The 18,707-nt window shown below is 37.2% G+C and carries 6 protein-coding genes; all 6 read left to right on the top strand.

The features are described 5' to 3' along the window. Positions 1 to 2: 2 nt before the first annotated feature. The 6 genes from HG267_RS26400 to HG267_RS26375 all read left to right on the top strand — a co-directional run bounded on the left by HG267_RS26400 (position 3) and on the right by HG267_RS26375 (position 18,560). On the top strand, positions 3 to 1,058 hold the full coding sequence (locus tag HG267_RS26400) for a TauD/TfdA family dioxygenase (RefSeq protein WP_045872212.1): 1,056 nt from the start codon (positions 3 to 5) through the stop codon (positions 1,056 to 1,058). A gap of 24 nt (positions 1,059 to 1,082) precedes the next feature. Then, positions 1,083 to 4,289: a non-ribosomal peptide synthetase gene (locus HG267_RS26395; RefSeq protein WP_045872211.1), complete on the top strand. Its 3,207-nt coding sequence runs from the start codon at positions 1,083 to 1,085 to the stop codon at positions 4,287 to 4,289. A 13-nt stretch (positions 4,290 to 4,302) separates the two neighbouring features. Beyond that, complete coding sequence (locus HG267_RS26390; protein WP_045872210.1) at positions 4,303 to 7,194, top strand: type I polyketide synthase; 2,892 nt, start codon at positions 4,303 to 4,305, stop codon at positions 7,192 to 7,194. Positions 7,195 to 7,287: 93 nt separating this feature from the next. After that, positions 7,288 to 12,531: a non-ribosomal peptide synthetase gene (locus tag HG267_RS26385; protein WP_045872209.1), complete on the top strand. Its 5,244-nt coding sequence runs from the start codon at positions 7,288 to 7,290 to the stop codon at positions 12,529 to 12,531. A gap of 89 nt (positions 12,532 to 12,620) precedes the next feature. Continuing rightward, entirely contained in the window at positions 12,621 to 17,339 is a 4,719-nt protein-coding gene (locus tag HG267_RS26380) for a type I polyketide synthase (protein WP_045872208.1), read from the top strand. 36 nt (positions 17,340 to 17,375) lie between these two features. Then, positions 17,376 to 18,560: an aspartyl/asparaginyl beta-hydroxylase domain-containing protein gene (locus HG267_RS26375; protein ID WP_052335297.1), complete on the top strand. Its 1,185-nt coding sequence runs from the start codon at positions 17,376 to 17,378 to the stop codon at positions 18,558 to 18,560. Positions 18,561 to 18,707 lie beyond the last annotated feature (147 nt).

Below are 18,707 nucleotides of genomic sequence, written 5' to 3'. Positions count from 1 at the left end.
TTATGGAAGAATTACAGAAAAATCAGGCTAATCAATTAGCTCTCAAAAATCTAGTATTTAAGCGAAAATCGCTCAAAATATCTGCAAAAGATTTAATTGCAACAGAATATTTAGAACCTGAAAAAAACTTTCCTTTGGTGATCAAATCTTCTGTAAGACAGGTAGATTTAGCAGCCTGGGCATCTAGTAATAGAGATTTTATAGACACAGAATTGTTGAAACATGGAGCTATTCTTTTCCGAGGTTTCAACATAGATAATGTAGAAAGATTCGAGCAGGTAATCAAAGCAATTTGCTTAGAAGCTTTGGAATATCGCTATCGAGCCTCACCCCGTACTCAAGTGAGCGATAGAATTTATACTTCAACCGATTACCCTGCCGATCAGAGTATCTTTCCTCATAATGAACATGCTTATTCTCCTACCTTTCCTTTGAAGATATTCTTCTTTTGTCTAACACCAGCACAGCAGGGAGGAGAAACACCAATTGGTAGTTGTCGTGAGATTTTTGAACGCATAGATCCCAAAATCCGAGAACGTTTCATCGAAAAAAAAGTCATGTATATGCGGAATTTTGGTGATGGTTTTGGCTTACCTTGGCAAACTGTATTTCAGACAACTGAAAAAGCCAAAGTAGAAGCATATTGTCGCATTCATGATATAAAAGTTGAATGGAAAGAAGGCGAGCGCTTAAGAACATATCAAGTAGGCCCGGCTGTTGTTAAACATCCTCGCACAGGTGAACTTGTCTGGTTCAATCATGCAACTTTTTTTCACGTTTCTACATTAGAAAAAAATACCCGCGAAGCATTATTAGCAGGTTTCAAAGAATCAGACTTACCAACGAACACCTATTACGGTGATGGTTCTCCAATTGAGCCTTCAGTGTTAGAAACTCTGCGCGAAGTTTATCAGCAAGCAATGGTAACATTCCCTTGGCAAAAAGGGGACATTTTAATGCTAGACAATATGTTAGCAGTGCATGGACGCAACCCATTTGTCGCGCCACGTCAAGTTTTAGTCGGGATGGCAGAACCGCAAAATATTAAAGAACTTTAGATTGTAAAATTGGAATATCCGAATATGGCTACAGAAATAATTGAGGGTTTTCAACTTTCACCTCAACAAGAGCATTTATGGTTATTACAGCAAGTAAATCAAAATTCAGCTTATTTTGTTAAGTGTTCTGTTCTCATAGAGGGAAACATCGAGTCAACTAAATTAGTTGCAGCTTTACAAAATATTGTGCATCGTCATGAAATTTTTCGGACTACATTTAAATATGTACCGGGAATGATGATTCCAGTTCAAGTAATTGCTAATGCCAATGTCAGATTAAATCAGCAGTATAATCTAGACAGTTATACTTCTAAGAAACAAGAAGCGAAAATTGCTGAAATTTTTCAGGAATTTCATCAGCAAAACTGCGATTTTGACACAGACTCACCTTTAAGTGTATCCTTAGCGACTTTATCACCGTCAAAACATATATTATTTATTGGTTTACCTGCTCTTTATGCAGATACAAAAACTCTCATAAATATAGTGTATGAACTCAGCCTTTCATACACAAATAGCGAACAATTATCAGCAGAACCACTACAATATGCAGATTTCTCCGAATGGCAGAATGAATTACTGCAATCAGAAGCAGCTGAAATTGGCAGAGAATATTGGCGCAAGCAGGATTTGTCCCATCTTTTTAATTTAGAATTGCCTTTTGAACAGAATATTACTGAATTAACAGAATTTAAACCAGAGTTTTTCAGGTTAAAAATTAATCCTAGTTTAAAAGATCAAATTGCTGCGATCGCACAAAAATACAATACTTCTATTTCTGGATTTTTATTAACTTGTTGGTCAGTTTTACTTTGGCGATTGACTCAACAACAAAATCTGTTAATTGGTAAAACATTTGATGGCAGAAAATTTGCTGAACTAGAAGCAGCGATGGGGTTATTTGCCAAATGCTTACCACTTACTTGTCATTTACAAGAACAATCCAAATTTCCAGAAATATTACAACAAATCAGCGAAACGGAAGATGAGCTTTATAAATGGCAGGAGGGTTTTTCTTGGCAACTGATGACATCAAATGTTAATTATTACCCTGTATGTTTCGATTTTGTAGAAAATGCTCTGAAACATACTAATAATCATATATCTTGGACAATTCAAAATCATTATGCTTGTATAGAGCGATTTAAAATAAAGCTCTCTTGTGTGCATAGTTATGATGCATTATTTACAGAGTTTCATTATGATTCCCAGTGTTTTACTGCACAAGATATACAGCGTTCATCAGAACAATTTTACACCTTGTTAGAAAGCGTAGTAAAAAATCCTGAAGCTGTAATTAGTGAGTTAGAAATTTTAAGCGATCGCGCCAAACACCAACTAATAGTAGAATTTAACCAAACTCAAGCTGATTACCCCAAAAATAAATGTATTCACCAGTTAATTGAACAGCAAGCACAGCAGAAACCTAATAATATTGCTGTAGAGTTCAAAAACCAACAATTAACCTATAGTCAACTCAATAGCCGTGCTAATCAATTAGCACATTACCTACAACAAATTGGCGTAAAACCAGGAACTTTAGTAGGAATATGTGTTGAGCGCAGCCTTGATATGATTGTTGGTATTCTTGGTATACTCAAAGCTGGCGGTGCTTATGTACCTTTAGATCCAACTTACCCTCAAGAAAGATTAGCTTGGATTTTAGAAAATTCCCAAACACCCGTTTTATTAACTCAGCAATTATTACTTGAAAACTTACCAACACATCAAGCACAAGTTATCTGTTTAGATAGTGATTGGGAAATCATTACCAGCCAAAATCAAGAAAATCTCACACTGCAAATTACACCTCATCACTTAGCTTACATTATTTATACTTCTGGCTCTACAGGCAAACCAAAAGGCGTACAAATTACCCATCAAAATCTCGTTCATTCAACAACTGCTCGGATTAATTATTATCAAAAACCTGTCAGCCGCTTTTTATTACTTTCATCCTTTGCTTTTGATAGTTCAGTTGCAGGTATCTTTTGGACGCTTTGCTGTGGAGGAACTTTAGTCTTACCTCAAGAAGGTTTACAGCTAGAAATACCTAAGTTAGTTAAATTAATTTGCGAACATCAGATTTCCCATCTTTTAAGTCTTCCTTCTCTCTATGCTCTGATTTTGCGGCAAGCCATACAAGAACAATTAGCTTCCCTACAGGCTATTATTGTGGCTGGTGAAGTATGCCCAAGTGAGTTAGTAAAACTACATCACAAATATCTTCCTCAAGCGTCTTTATATAACGAATACGGCCCAACAGAAGCAACTGTATGGAGCAGTGTTTATCTTTGTCAGCCTCAAGAATTAACAAAAATTCCCATCGGAAGACCTATTACCAATACTCAAATTTATATTTTAAATTCACAGCTTCATCCTGTTCCTATTGGCGTTGCTGGTGAAATTTATATAGGTGGTGACGGTATCGCCTTGGGTTATCTTAATCAGCCAGAACTAACCGCACAGAAATTTATCACTAACCCATTTAGTCACCAACCAACAGCACGCCTATATAAAACCGGAGATTTAGCTCAATACCGTGCAGATGGCAATATAGAATTTCTGGGAAGAATTGACCAACAAGTAAAAATTCGTGGCTATCGTATTGAACTAGGAGAGATTGAAGCCGCTTTAAAACAACATCCTCAAGTGCAAGAAGTTGTAGTTGTGGCCACAGAAGAAAATCCCCGCCTCATTGCCTATATAGTTAGTCATCAACAACCATCTCCCTCTAATAGTGAATTCCGCAGCTTTTTGCTGAAAAAGCTACCGGAATATATGCTACCTTCCACTTTTTTGATGTTGAAATCTTTGCCTGTATTACCTAATGGTAAAGTGGACTATAAAGCACTACCTAAACAGGTACAAATTCAACTTGAAGAAACATTTGTAGCTCCTCAGACTGAACTAGAGCAAATGATTAGCAATATCTGGCAAGAAGTGTTGCAAGTTGAAAAAGTAGGTATCAATCATAATTTTTTCGACCTCGGCGGTCATTCATTATTAATGGTACAGATTCATACAAAACTGCGTGCAACTTTAAACAGAGATATATCAATGGTTGAATTGTTTGAATGTCCCACAGTCAGCACCTTGGCAAAATATTTAAGCCAGCAACCACAAGAACAGCTTGCATTTGAACCAGACTCCGACTCAGTTGCAGCCCGCCGACAATCGAACCAGCAACAAAGACAACTCAGACAAAACCATCGAGCAACAATGCAATAGCAGCGCACTGAATATGAATAACTCCGATACATTTAATTACCTCGATGAAATAGCCATTATTGGTATGTCAGGTTGTTTCCCTGGAGCCAAAAATATTGATGAATTTTGGCAAAATTTGCGAGATGGTGTAGAGTCAATTTCTTTTTTTACTGAAGAAGAATTAGTATCTTCAGGAGTAGATATCAAGGAGTTGAATCAGCCCAATTATGTCAAAGCCAAAGCAATAATAGAAGATGTAGATTTATTTGACGCTGCATTTTTTGAATTTTCTCCAAAAGAAGCCGAAATCACAGATCCGCAACACCGCCTATTCCTTGAACAGGCTTGGACTGCTCTAGAAAATGCTGGCTACGACTCCAAAACCTACCCAGGACAAATTGGAGTTTATGCAGGTGTGGGAATGGACACTTACTTTTTGTTTAATCTATATCCCAACCGCCAATTACTAGAGGAATCAGTAGGTAAATTTCGCACTTTAATTGGTAATCGAGGAGACTTTTTACCGACCCTTGTCTCTTACAAATTAAACTTGAAAGGGCCCAGCGTTAACGTGCAAACTGCCTGTTCTACTTCATTAGTAGCAGTTCATTTTGCCTGTCAAAGCTTACTCAACGGCGAAAGCGATATTGCTCTGGCTGGTGGCGTGTTGATCAATATGCCACACAAAGCTGGTTATCTTTATCAGGAAGGGAGCATTCTTTCCCCCGACGGACATTGCCGTGCTTTTGATGCCAAAGCCCAAGGAACTCTTACTGGCAATGGTGTAGGCGTTGTAGTATTAAAACTATTAAAAAATGCGATCGCAGATGGCGATTATATCCATGCTGTGATTAAAAGTTCAGCTATTAATAATGATGGTTCTTTCAAAGTTGGTTACACTGCACCAAGTGTAGATGGACAAGCAAAAGTTATTGCTGAAGCTCTTTCCATCTCTGGAATTAACCCTGAAACTATCAGTTATATAGAAACTCATGGCACAGGCACAAACCTTGGCGACCCGATTGAAATTGCTGCATTAACCAAATGTTTCCGTGCTAGCACTCAAAAAAAGAATTTCTGCGCCATTGGTTCAGTCAAAACAAATATTGGACACTTAGATGCAGCAGCTGGTATTGCTGGTTTAATCAAAACTGTTTTGGCACTCAAGCACAAACAAATACCACCCAGCTTGCATTTTGAACAACCCAATCCTCAAATTGATTTTGCCAACAGTCCCTTCTATGTGAATGCTCAATTATCTGATTGGAAAACAAATAGCATTCCCCGACGCGCTGGGGTGAGTTCTTTTGGTATTGGGGGAACAAATGCCCATGTGATTTTGGAAGAAGCACCATTACAAGTCAAAAGTTGCAGAGACGCGATTAATCGCGTCTGTACAAAAGTCAAAAGTGAATATTTACTATTGTGCTTATCAGCCAAAACTGCTACAGCCTTGGAAACTGCCATAACTAATTTAGCTAAATATTTTCAGCAAAATCCAGATTTAAATTTGGCTGATGTTGCTTATACATTAAGTGTAGGTCGTCGTGCATTTGCATATCGCCGATTTATAGTTGCAAAAAATATTGAAGATGCAATCCAAGATTTAATAATTAAAGAACCACAAGATTTTACCCACTGCCAAGAATTAGATAATAACTCTGTAGTTTTTATGTTTCCTGGTCAAGGTTCCCAGTATGTAAACATGGGAAGGGAACTCTATAAAACAGAGCAAATTTTTCAAGAACAAATTGATTATTGTGCCGAGTTTCTTAAACCTCATTTAGGTCTAGATTTGCGGACATTACTATATCCGCAAGACGAATATCAAGAAGTAGCAACACAGCAATTACAACAAACTTCTATTACTCAACCAGCGTTATTTGTTGTTGAGTACGCCTTAGCTAAATTGTGGATGGACTGGGGAGTGCGTCCTTCAGCAATGATTGGTCACAGCATTGGGGAATATGTAGCGGCTTGTATTGCTGGTGTGTTCTCTTTAGAAGATGCCTTAATACTGGTTGCTACCAGAGGGCGGTTGATGCAACAACTACCAGGCGGTGCTATGCTTGCAGTGCCACTATCAGAACTAGAACTTAAGCCTCTATTAGCTGAAAATCTCTGTCTAGCTGCTACAAATAGTCCAACTAACTGTGTAGTTTCTGGTACGTTCAAGGCAATTAATAATTTACAAAATAGATTGACTGAGGAAGGCGTAGAGTATCGTCTTTTACATACTTCCCATGCTTTTCATTCCCAGATGATGGACTCAATTTTAGAGCCATTCCAAGAACAAATTAGCAAAGTTAACCTGAATTCTCCAAAAATTCCCATAATATCTAACCTCACTGGCACTTGGATAACTCCAACCGAAGCCACAGATCCAAATTACTGGGTAAGACATTTAAGAGAAACAGTACGCTTTAGTGAAGGAATTTCGGTATTGTTGCAACAGCCAAATCAAATATTATTAGAAGTCGGCCCAGGACGGACATTAAGTAGTTTTGCCAGACAGCATTCAAATCAAATTACTCAACAAATTATTATTTCTTCTTTACGTCATCCTAAAATTCAATCGTCAGATGTATCTTTTTTACTTGATGCATTAGGTCAACTTTGGCTAGCTGGTGTATCAGTGAAGTGGTCAAAGTTTTATGCTCATAAAAAACATCATCGTATCCCCTTACCAAGCTATCCTTTTGAGCGACAAAAATATTGGATTGAAGCTACTAGTAAATCAGTTAATAAAAATCATCTTCAGGAAACGGAAAATTCAACAAAACCAGAGTTTAAAAATACAAATATTCCCGAAATACAATTAACAGACACCCCAGAATATTTTGACAATTACTTGGCAGAAATAATAGCTCAACAAATGGAAATAATGTCTCAACAGTTAGAATTATTGCAATCAATCAAAGAATAATCTTCCTAAGCTAAACCAATTATTTAATACTTTCTTTTATCTCTGTGTTCTCTGCGCCTCTGCGGTTCGTTAAAAAATATCCAATAAAATATTATGCCTAATCAAAAAGTTAACCCCTCATTAGATAATTCGCAAATTGATATAGTCTTGTTAAAAATCAAAGAAATTTTAAGCACAATCTTTGGGGTTAAATCTGCTCAAATTGATATTCATACTAATCTTTTAGAACTTGGCTTTGAATCTCTCGTTTTAATTCAATTTAGTCGTTCTCTGCAAGAGAAATTGGGTGTAAAAATTCCTTTTCGCCAATTGCTAGAAGAGTTTCCCACACTTCATGACTTAGCTGTACATATATCTCAACAATTACCGTCTTCTTTTTACCAAGAAACAATAACGAAAATCCCACAGCAAGCCGCTAGGGAAAATTTAGATCTACCCTTGCTAAAGGTTAGTAAAAGCTTGACTAATGAATTAAATAATAATAGTAGAAATCATGCGATCGCGCAACTCATATCAGAGCAGTTAAAGCTAATGACTAAACAATTAGACTTGCTGCGTCACAACCATTCATCAAAGAAAAATTCACCTTTGCATCAAGTTTCTACGCAGATTCCTCAACCTCAAGCATCAGTTACTTCCCAACAGCCAGAAAAAGCAGAAACAACAACTTTAAACCCCCGTCAACAGCAACATCTAGATGCTTTAATCACAAGATTTGTCCAACGCACTCCAGAGTCAAAACGCCTCACACAAACTGCTCGTCCTTTCTTAGCAAATCCCAGAACAATTACAGGTTTTCGTCTTTCTCTCAAAGAAATGCTGTATCCAATTCATGCTCAACGTGGTGCTGGGGCGAGAATTTGGGATGTAGATGGTAATGAATACATCGATATGTCAATGGGCTTTGGCTCGCTTTTATTTGGTCATTCTCCTACATTTGTTATAGAGGCGATTCAAAAACATATTCAGCAAGGAATTCAAAATGGCCCGCAATCACATCTGACAAGTGAAGCTGCTAAGTTATTTTGTGAACTAACTAATCAAGAACGAGTCACTTTTTGTAACTCAGGTACAGATGCAGTTATGGGAGCTATACGTATAGCTAGGGCTACCACAGGACGCTCTAAAATTGCTGTATTTAACGGCTCTTATCACGGTACATTAGACGAAGTTTTAGTTGCTGGAGTCCCAACTGAAAACGGCACACTAAGTTCCCTACCAGCTGCACCAGGAATTCCCCAACACTTCATCGAAAACGTTATCGTACTCAACTACGGAAATCCCGAATCTTTTGATATCCTTAAAGCCCATTCCCATGAATTAGCAGCCGTTTTAGTTGAACCAATACAAAGCCGTCGGCCAGATTTTCAACCCAAAGAGTTTGTAAAAGAACTCAGACAACTAACCAAAAAGACAGGAATCGTCTTAATTTTTGATGAAGTAATTACAGGCTTTCGGATGCATCCCGGCGGTATTCAAGCAATGTGGAATATTCAAGCAGATATTACCACCTACGGTAAAGCACTTGGCTCTGGTTTACCAATTGGGGTAATAGCGGGTAAAGCTGCTTTTATGGATGCACTGGACGGCGGTTTTTGGAGTTACGGAGATGCTTCTTCTCCTCAAAGAGAAACTACTATATTTGCCGGGACTTTCTTCAAAAATCCTTTGGTTATGTCTGTTGCTTGGGCTGTACTTAACCATATCAAAAATAGTGGCGCAGAACTGCAAGAACAATTAGCAATAAAAACAGCAAATATAGCCCAAAATCTCAATAATTACTTTCAGCAAAAACAGTTACCAATTAAAGTTGTTCATTTTGGCTCACTCTTCCGTTTTGTTTACCCGCCCAATTTAGTTTGGATGAATTTATTATTTTATCATCTGATAGAAAAGGGAATTTATATATGGGAAGGACGGACTTTTTATCTATCTACTGCTCACACTGATGAAGATATTGAAATTTTAATTAAAGCTATCAAAGAAAGTATATCAGAATTGCAAGCTGGTGATTTTTTACCATCAGACACGCCTGTAATTAATCATCAAGGTGATACATTAGCGAATAATCAGGAAATAGTTACTCTTCCTCTAACAGATGTGCAGAAAGAACTTTGGTTTATGGCACAAATCGGAAATAATGCTTCCCGTGCTTATAACCAATCAATGAGTATTCATCTGCGTGGGTCATTTAAAATAGAAGCAGTCTCTAAAGCAGTCCAAACAATTATTAATCGTCACGAAGCCCTACGAACTACTTTTAGTTCAGAAGGAGATGATCAACTAATTCATCCCAACTTGAAAATAGATATTCCTTACATAGATTTTTCGCTATTAGATGGACAACATCGTTTAGCACAGTTAAGAGAATTTTTAGACCAAGAAGCTCAAGAAATTTTTAATCTGGAAAAAGGGCCTTTACTCCGGTTTCATATCATCAAGTTAGAGCCACAACATCACCTTTTAGTTCTCACTATTCATCACATTGTTGCTGATGGTTGGTCGATGACAATTTTACTACGGGAGTTAGCTGCAATTTATGCAGCTGAGTCTCAAGGTATCACTTGTCAACTTCCCCAAGCAATGCAATATAGAGAGTATGTTAAGTGGCAAAAACTCCAGCAAACAACTTCAGAAATGGCAAAAGCTGAGGCTTATTGGCTAAAGCAATTTTCTGGTTCAGTTCCAGTGTTAGATTTACCAACTGACAAGATTCGACCAGCTGTAAATATGCATAATGGGGCGATAGAAAATCTGGTAATTAATAGTTCTTTATATTATCAACTTAAAAGCCTTAGTGATGAGTGTAAGTGTACTTTGTTTACGACACTCTTGGCTGCATACATGGTCTTATTACAGCGACTAAGTAATCAGAATGATATCGTTGTGGGTATTGCTTCGGCAGGGCAATCATTGGTTAATCATAATTGTCTGGTTGGTCATTGCGTAAATTTATTACCAATACGCAGTCACCTGACTGAGCCACCAGTATTCACAGAATATCTAAGTTATATCAAAGGGCAGTTATTAGATGCTTACGATCATCAAATTTATCCTTTTATCAAGTTAGTTAAAAATTTAAATTTGGTACGAGATCAAAGCCGAAATCCTCTATTTACAGTCGGGTTGAATTTAGATCAAGCACAATTTGATTTAGATTCATTAGATGTTGAAATTGAAGTAGCAAAAAACTCTAATACTACTGCCAAATTTGATATTGATTTGAATATTATTCAGACTGATAGTGAGTTGTTGCTGGAACTAGAATATAATACTGACTTATTTGATACCCAAACAATTCAGCGTTGGGGCAATCATTACATCACTTTGTTAGAAAGTATAATTGCTAACCCTAAACAACGTCTTTCAGAATTGCTATTGCTAACCAACATTGAAAGACAACAGTTACTAATAGAATGGAATAATACCCAAGCTGATTATCGTCTAGGGCAATGTATTCATCAGTTATTTGAAGCACAGGTAGAGAAAACACCTGATGCTGTCGCAGTGGTATTTGAAGAAGAATGTTTAACCTATCAAGAACTTAATCAACGAGCTAACCAATTAGCACGTTACTTACAAAAGCTAGGTGTAGGGACAGAGGTATTGGTAGGAATTTGTGTAGAGCGTTCTTTAGAAATGATTGTGGGGATTTTAGGCATTCTGAAAGCGGGCGCTGCTTATGTGTCACTCGATCCAACATATCCCCAGGAACGTCTGGCTTTTATGTTGAAAGATGCTAATTTATCTTTATTATTAACTCAAGAAAAATTGCAACAATGGTTGCCTGAAAATCAGCATCAAACTATTTATTTAGATACTGATTGGCAGTTAATCAATCAAGAAAAACCTGATAATTTGCAGATAAAAGTTACAACTACAAATTTGGCTTATGTGATTTATACGTCAGGTTCCACAGGTAAACCCAAGGGAGTGATGGTGCAACATCATTCTTTAGTAAATTATACAGAAACGGCAATTGTGAAATATGCGCTGGAGGCAAGTGACAGCATTCTACAATTTTCCTCTATCTGCTTTGATGTCGCAGCAGAAGAAATATTTACTAGCTTGATAGTTGGTGCTAGATTAGTGTTGCGTAACGATGTAATGTTGAGTTCAATAACAGCGTTTTTAGAGAAGTGTCATCAGCTAAAAATAACTGTCTTAGCTTTACCTACTGCCTTTTGGCATCAAATCACCGCCGAATTTGCTGAGAATTTATCGTTACCTGAATCACTGCGTTTAGTAATTATTGGTGGAGAAAAAGCATCTTCACAGCGATTGGCAACTTGGCTACAATGTGTAAGTGAAAAAGTACAATTAATTAATTCTTACGGCCCTACAGAAGCAACAATTGGGACAACTATTAGCAATCTATCAAATTTATCAGAATTCAATGTTTTGAGAGAAGTGCCAATTGGTAAATCAATAGATAATGTACAAGTTTATATATTAGATTCTTATTTCCAACCTACTCCTATTGGTGTACCTGGGGAACTATACATAGGTGGTATGGGTATAGCGAGGGGATATCTCAACCAACCTCAATTAACAGCAGAAAAATTTATTCCTAATCCTTTCAGTAAGGAACTAGGAACACTTCTTTATAAAACAGGTGACTTAGCTTGTTATTTACCTAATGGCGAAATTGAAATTTTAGGACGGGTTGACGAGCAAGTAAAAATTCGCGGTTTTAGGATTGAATTAGGCGAAATTGCAGCCCAATTAAATCAACATCCTGATGTTCTAGAAGCAGTAGTGAAAGTGTGGGAGGAAGATGGTGATAAACGTTTAGTAGGATATGTCAGTTCACAATCAAAGCCACAAATCACAGGTACTCAACTGCGAAGCTTTTTGAAGGAACAACTGCCAGAATATATGATACCTTCTGCTTTTGTAATTTTAGAAGCTTTACCAATCACGCCCAATGGCAAAATAGATAGGCTAGCATTACCTGCACCAGAAAAAATTCGCCCAGAATTAGCAGCTAATTACGTATTACCGCAAACTGAAGTAGAACAAACTATTGCTAATATTTGGCAAAAATTTTTAAATATTGAAAATATAGGCATTCACGATAACTTTTTTGAAATTGGCGGTCATTCATTGTTAATAGTTAAAGTGCATAGTGAATTGCAGAAAATCTTTAAAACTGATTTGGCAATGCTTGATTTATTTAGATATCCAACTATTAGTTCTTTAGCAGAGTTATTGAGTCAATTCAAAAATCAAGTTCTAACTATGCAAAAGATAGATAATCAGTCAGAAAAAGTTACAAGTGCTAAAGAGCAACAAAAAAAACGTTTACAAAAAATGAAATCAGCTAGAAATATTTAAAAACCAGAGCTAATCATCAACAAGATGCACTGGCTACAAAGAGAAAATTTAACCACAGAGGCACAGAGTTCACAGAGGAATTAGAGAAAATGGACGATTCATCAGCATTTAATCAAAATGGTTCAGAAATAGCAATTATTGGTTTATCAGGATGTTTTCCTGGTGCGAAAAATATTGAAGAATTCTGGCAGAATTTACAAGCGGGTAGAGAAACAATTACTTTTTTTACAGATAAAGAACTGATAGATTCAGGGATAGATCCAGTTTTTGTGGATAATCCTAAATATGTGAAAGCTAGAGGTGTATTAGCAGACGCAGAATTTTTTGATGCCTCCTTTTTTGGGTTCACTCCTAGAGAAGCAGAAATTACCGATCCGCAACATCGACTGTTTTTAGAATCTGCTTGGTCAGCTTTAGAAAATTCTGGCTACAATCCAGAAAGTTATGCTGGTACGATTGGCGTTTATGCTGGTAGCGGTTTGAGTGGCTATCTATTTAATGTTTATACTAATGAAAATATTCGTAATTCTGTTGACTTTCATCAAATAACAATTGGTGGAGATAAGGATTATTTAAGCACTCGTGTTTCTTACAAATTCAATTTACAAGGGCCAAGTTATACTGTTCAAACTGCCTGTTCTACTTCATTAGTTGCAGTTCATTTAGGATGTCAAAGTCTCCTAAATGGAGAATGTGATATGGCTTTAGCTGGTGGTGTTTCTATTAGTGCATTACGCAAACATGGCTATTTTTATAAAGAAGGGGGCATAGGTTCCCCTGATGGACATTGCCGCGCCTTTGATGCCAAAGCACAAGGAACAGTTGGCGGTGAAGGTGTGGGCGTTGTGGTGTTGAAGAGATTAGAAGATGCGATCGCAGATCGAGATACTATCTATGCAGTAATTAAAGGTTCTGCTATCAATAACGATGGCTCACAAAAAGTCAGCTACACAGCACCTAGTATCGATACTCAAGCCAAAGTCATTAGAACGGCTCAAGCTGTTGCTGAAGTTGCACCCGAAACTATCACCTATATTGAAGCCCACGGTACGGGTACATCTTTAGGAGATCCGATTGAAATTGCGGCTTTAACTGAAGCTTTTCGCGCCAATACCGACAAAACAGGCTTTTGTGCCATAGGTTCTTTAAAAACCAACACCGGTCATTTGGATGCTGCGGCTGGGATAGCTGGTTTAATTAAAACTGTTTTAGCTCTCAAGCATCAAAAAATCCCGGCTAGTTTACACTTTGAACAACCTAATCCCCAAATTGATTTTGTCAATAGTCCTTTTTACGTCAATACTCAACTAACTGATTGGCAAACTAACGGTATTCCCCGACGTGCGGGGGTGAGTTCTTTTGGTATTGGGGGGACAAATGCTCATGTGATTTTGGAAGAAGCACCATTACAATTCAAAAGTTGCAGAGACGCGATTAATCGCGTCTGTACAAAAGTCAAAAGTGAATATTTACTATTGTGTATATCTGCTAAAACTGCTACAGCTTTAGAAACTGCGACGCAAAATTTAGTTAGTTATCTTCAGCAAAATCAAGATTTAAATTTGGCTGATGTTGCTTATACTTTGGCGGTAGGTCGTAAAGCGTTGGAACATCGCCGGATTTTGGTTTGTCAAAATCTGGAAAATGCTATTACAACCCTAACATCTCTAGATAATCCAGAAGTTTTTACCCATTATCAAAAACCCTGTCATCGTCCAGTGGTGTTTATGTTTCCGGGACAGGGTTCTCAGTATGTGAACATGGGGCGAGAACTGTATGAAACTGAACCATACTTTAAAGAACAAATTGACTATTGTGCGGAACTTCTCAAACCACATCTAGGTTTTGATTTGCGCGATGTCATCTATCCCAATGCAACGCAGACTCAAGAACTAACACAAACTGCTATCACCCAGCCTGCTTTATTTGTGATTGAGTATGCTTTAGCGAAATTATGGATGAACTGGGGTGTACGTCCTGAAGCGATGATTGGTCATAGCATCGGGGAATATGTAGCAGCAACTTTGGCAGGGGTTTTTAGTTTAGAAGATGCTTTAAAATTAGTTGCTCATCGCGGACGTTTGATGCAACAACTACCCGATGGTGCGATGCTCTCGGTGCAAATGGGAGAGTCAGAAATTCAACCTTTTTTAGGTGTAGAATTGGCTCTGGCTGCTAGTAATGCCCCATCGACTTGTGTAGTTTCAGGTTCGGTGAGTGCGATCGCAAAATTAGAACAGCAGTTACAACAGCAAGGGATAAATTGTCGCAAATTGCATACATCTGGTGCTTTTCATTCGCCCATGATGGATGCGATGATTGAGCCATTTACCAAGTTGTTACAACAAATCAGCCTCCATCCTCCGCAAATTCCCTTCATTTCCAACCTTAGCGGTACATGGATAAGGAAAGAAGCCGCTACAGATCCCGATTATTGGGCAAAACATCTGCGCCAAACTGTACGCTTTAGTGATGGAATTACTCAGTTACAACAGCAACCAGAACGCATCTTTTTAGAGGTGGGGCCAGGAAAAACTTTAAGTACCTTTGTCAAGCATCAAAAACCAGAGGTAGTCACACTCACTTCACTCCGTCATCCCCAAGAACAAAAATCAGATGTAGCATTTATATTTAATACTTTGGGTCGTTTGTGGTTGCAAGGAATAAAAATTGATTGGTCGAGTTTTTATAGCCATGAAAAACTTTACCATATTCCTTTACCTACCTATCCTTTTGAGCGTCAGCGTTATTGGGTAGAACCGCAGCAACAGAAGATTAAAACACAATTAGAAAAACAATTTGCATCAATAACAACCGAGCAGAAACTGAGGAAAGAAAATACTGTTTTATCAGGTAAAAAGCCTAACATTGCTGACTGGTTTTATCTTCCTACTTGGAAACGAGCTTCGTTACCCCAGCAATTACCAAATCAAATCAAAACAACTCAGCCCAAATGCTACTTAGTGTTTATAGATGAGTGCGGTTTGGGTGAAAAAATAGTGACGCGATTGAGATTAGAGGGTGGAGAGGTAATTACCGTCAAAGTAGCAAATGAATACAGTTGTCAGAGCGATCGCTCATATACAATTAACCCAGAACAACCACAAGATTATAAGTTTCTGTGCCAAGAACTGCGTAATTTAGGTAAAACTCCCAGCCACATTATTCATTTATGGAGTGTCACACCAGATAATCTAGAGGAATTAACACCACAACAGTATGAATCCTTGGGCTTTTATAGCTTAGTGTTTCTTGCTCAAGCGATCGCAAAGTTTTATCAAAAAGATAACTTACACATTCAAGTTATTTCCAACCATCTACAAATGGTTACAGGTTCCGAACAACTGTGTCCAGAAAAAGCATTGATAATGGGGCCTTGTAAAGTAATTCCGCAAGAGTATGTCAACCTTACTTGTAACAGCATTGATCTAGTTCTTCCCACCACAGATAGTTGGCAAGAACAGCAACTAATCAACCAATTACTCACAGAAATTTCTCTGCAAACACCTGAACAAGTGATTGCTTATCGAGGAAATCATCGTTGGGTGCAGGATTTTGAAGCTATCAAATTAGACACCTCAATTCAGGGAAATCAGCGTTTAAGGCAAAACGGAGTTTATTTAATTACTGGCGGTTTAGGTGGTGTTGGACTAGTTTTAGCCGAATATCTAGCAAAAACTGTACAAGCTAAATTAATTTTAGTCGGGCGATCGCCTTTTCCTCAACCAAATGAATGGACAGAATGGCTATCAATTCATGATGCACAAAATATAGTTAGCCAAAAAATCCGAAAATTGCAAAATCTACAAGCTTTTGGCGCAGAGATAATGGTAATTAGTGCCGACGTTGCTAATTATGAGCAAATGTCAGCCGTGGTTAAAAAATTAAATTTGCAATTTGGTCAAATTAACGGAGTAATTCATGCAGCTGCAGTTTTCGGCGGGGGTATGATTCAACTTAAAACTAAAAAAATTGCAGATGAAGCTTTAGCGCCAAAAGTTCAAGGAACAAGAGTACTAAATGAAATTTTCCAAAATACTAGGCTTGATTTCTTTGTACTTTGTTCTTCGCTTTCTGCTTTTGTAGGTACATCAGGATTGGTTGACTATATTGCCGAAAATTCTTTTTTAGATGCCTTCGCTCACTATCATGCTGCACAACATAGTAATTTCATTACATCTATTAACTGGGATAGATGGAACAGCTTAGGAATGGCTGTTGCAGTTGCAGAAAGGCACAAAAATATCACCAAAGGAGAATTAACAGCAGGAATGACTGCCGAAGAAGGTATTGAGGCATTTAATAAAATTTTAGCTCATAGTAATTTGCCTCAAATTATTGTTTCCACACAAAATTTATACAGCCAGCTTCAGCCTCATCAATCTAATAAATCCCTAGAAGAACAATTAGCCCAACTCAACGAAGCTAGAGCAATTCATCCCCGTCCCAACTTAGATAATGCTTATGTTCCCCCAAGCAACGAACTGGAAATTACCCTAGCTGATATTTGGCAAAAACTTCTGGGCATTGATAGTGTGGGTATTCATGATAATTTCTTTGAATTAGGAGGAGATTCTTTATTTGCTACTCAGCTTGTTTCTCAGTTGTGCAAAACTTTCCAAGTGGAACTTTCTTATAAGGGCTTTTTTAATTTCCCGACTGTAGTTGAATTAGCTAAAACTATTGCCAAAAATTTAGCTGAAAAAGCAGAAGTACAAGATCTGACAAAAGCTTTATCAGAAATCGAGCAGCTTTCGGAAGAAGAAGTCCAGACAATTATTGCTGTACAAAATTCAGTCTTTAATTGAAATAGACAACATTTTGTAAATATTTGAGGTGAGTTTATGCTCATTATATATGGTATCAATGGGAAGAAATACTTATTATTATTGTTACTGTGTCAGCTAGGATTCTTATTTTTTGGAATGCTCTCTATCTTTGTATATGTAATCAAAATAGATGGAATTTTGGATATTCCATCTTCTATGATTTCTCTTTTATTGTGTGTTTTATATGCAATATCAGCTTTATGGATAGGATTATTCTGGGATTCTTTTTCAAAGTTGATGTTTAGCGTTTATGCCACAAAAAAAGTAATTTTCCAACAACGGTTTATTATACCAATTTTGCTCTTATGCTTACTGGCAGCCTATACAACTCATGCGATACTATTAACTAAGCAATTCAGCAATCTTTTAATAGTTAGCCTTTCTCCTTTATTCTTGGCTAGTATACTAGCAATACTTGCAACACTTGTTATTATTGGAATAGTAATAAAAGAGATAATAAACGATAAAAAAATATACATTCAAAGCCAACATAAACTCACAGAACTTAGGAAAAAATTTGGTTCAGAACCCATTAGAAGAATAGAAACTTCTATTAATCTTGCTTATAACAAAGCTTTTGCCAATCCACTTCCACCCTCACAAGGCTTCACAGTGATAGGTATCACTTCTAAACCGTGGTATGAAATAAGCGATTTACCGAAAGTGAAACTGCTAGAAGATAAGTATGAAATAATTCACCAAGAAGCTCTTCAAGCTAGGGAAAGTAATACTCTATTAAAACCATATTACTATCCAGGTGTTAATATGGGCGGATGGGATTCTATCTACTTAGTTAGAGGAGGTAAGAAGGTAGAGGAAAGTATCTTATATTTTCCAAAGACACTAGAAATATTAGAGCTAATTTCAAATCACACAAGGCTTGAAACCGCAGAACTATTAGTTCTTAAACCTGGGGAAATTGTTAAACCTCATCGCGATCCAGCAAGTTCCTTTATAATTTGTCAACTCGGTATTTCCATTCCTGAAAATTGTGGTATTAGCGTGGGTGGAGAGTCGCGTACTTGGAAAGAAGGGAAGTGTTTATTCTTTGATCCATCCTATGAGCATACAGTGTGGAACTATAGCGATAAACCTAGAGTAGTTCTGCTTGTAGTATTTTACAAGCCCGATCTAACAAATATCGAAATAGATTTCATACATATGCTTGATAGTGGTGACTGGTCTCAAGAGCCAGGGTAAGCTCATCATTACACGAGCTTCACAGTAAATATTTTGAAATATTAGTAATTATACGCTAAGGTTTCAAAATTAAACTTAAGCAATCGTAGTAAAATAACATCTTTATACTGCGATTTTTTAATTCCGGTGCTTGATTTATAGCTCATT

The organism is Tolypothrix sp. PCC 7601 (assembly GCF_025677855.1).
Classification (GTDB): domain Bacteria; phylum Cyanobacteriota; class Cyanobacteriia; order Cyanobacteriales; family Nostocaceae; genus Aulosira; species Aulosira diplosiphon.
The sequence above is the reverse complement of the archived record's forward strand: the minus strand, read 5'-3'. Positions and strand labels throughout refer to the sequence as shown.

What these genes read in the sequence shown, in the direction of transcription:
- HG267_RS26400 (WP_045872212.1), top strand. Translation starts at nt 3, where the DNA reads ATGGAAGAATTACAGAAAAATCAGGCTAATCAATTAGCTCTCAAAAAT.
- HG267_RS26395 (WP_045872211.1), top strand. Translation starts at nt 1,083, where the DNA reads ATGGCTACAGAAATAATTGAGGGTTTTCAACTTTCACCTCAACAAGAG.
- HG267_RS26390 (WP_045872210.1), top strand. Translation starts at nt 4,303, where the DNA reads ATGAATAACTCCGATACATTTAATTACCTCGATGAAATAGCCATTATT.
- HG267_RS26385 (WP_045872209.1), top strand. Translation starts at nt 7,288, where the DNA reads ATGCCTAATCAAAAAGTTAACCCCTCATTAGATAATTCGCAAATTGAT.
- HG267_RS26380 (WP_045872208.1), top strand. Translation starts at nt 12,621, where the DNA reads ATGGACGATTCATCAGCATTTAATCAAAATGGTTCAGAAATAGCAATT.
- HG267_RS26375 (WP_052335297.1), top strand. Translation starts at nt 17,376, where the DNA reads ATGCTCATTATATATGGTATCAATGGGAAGAAATACTTATTATTATTG.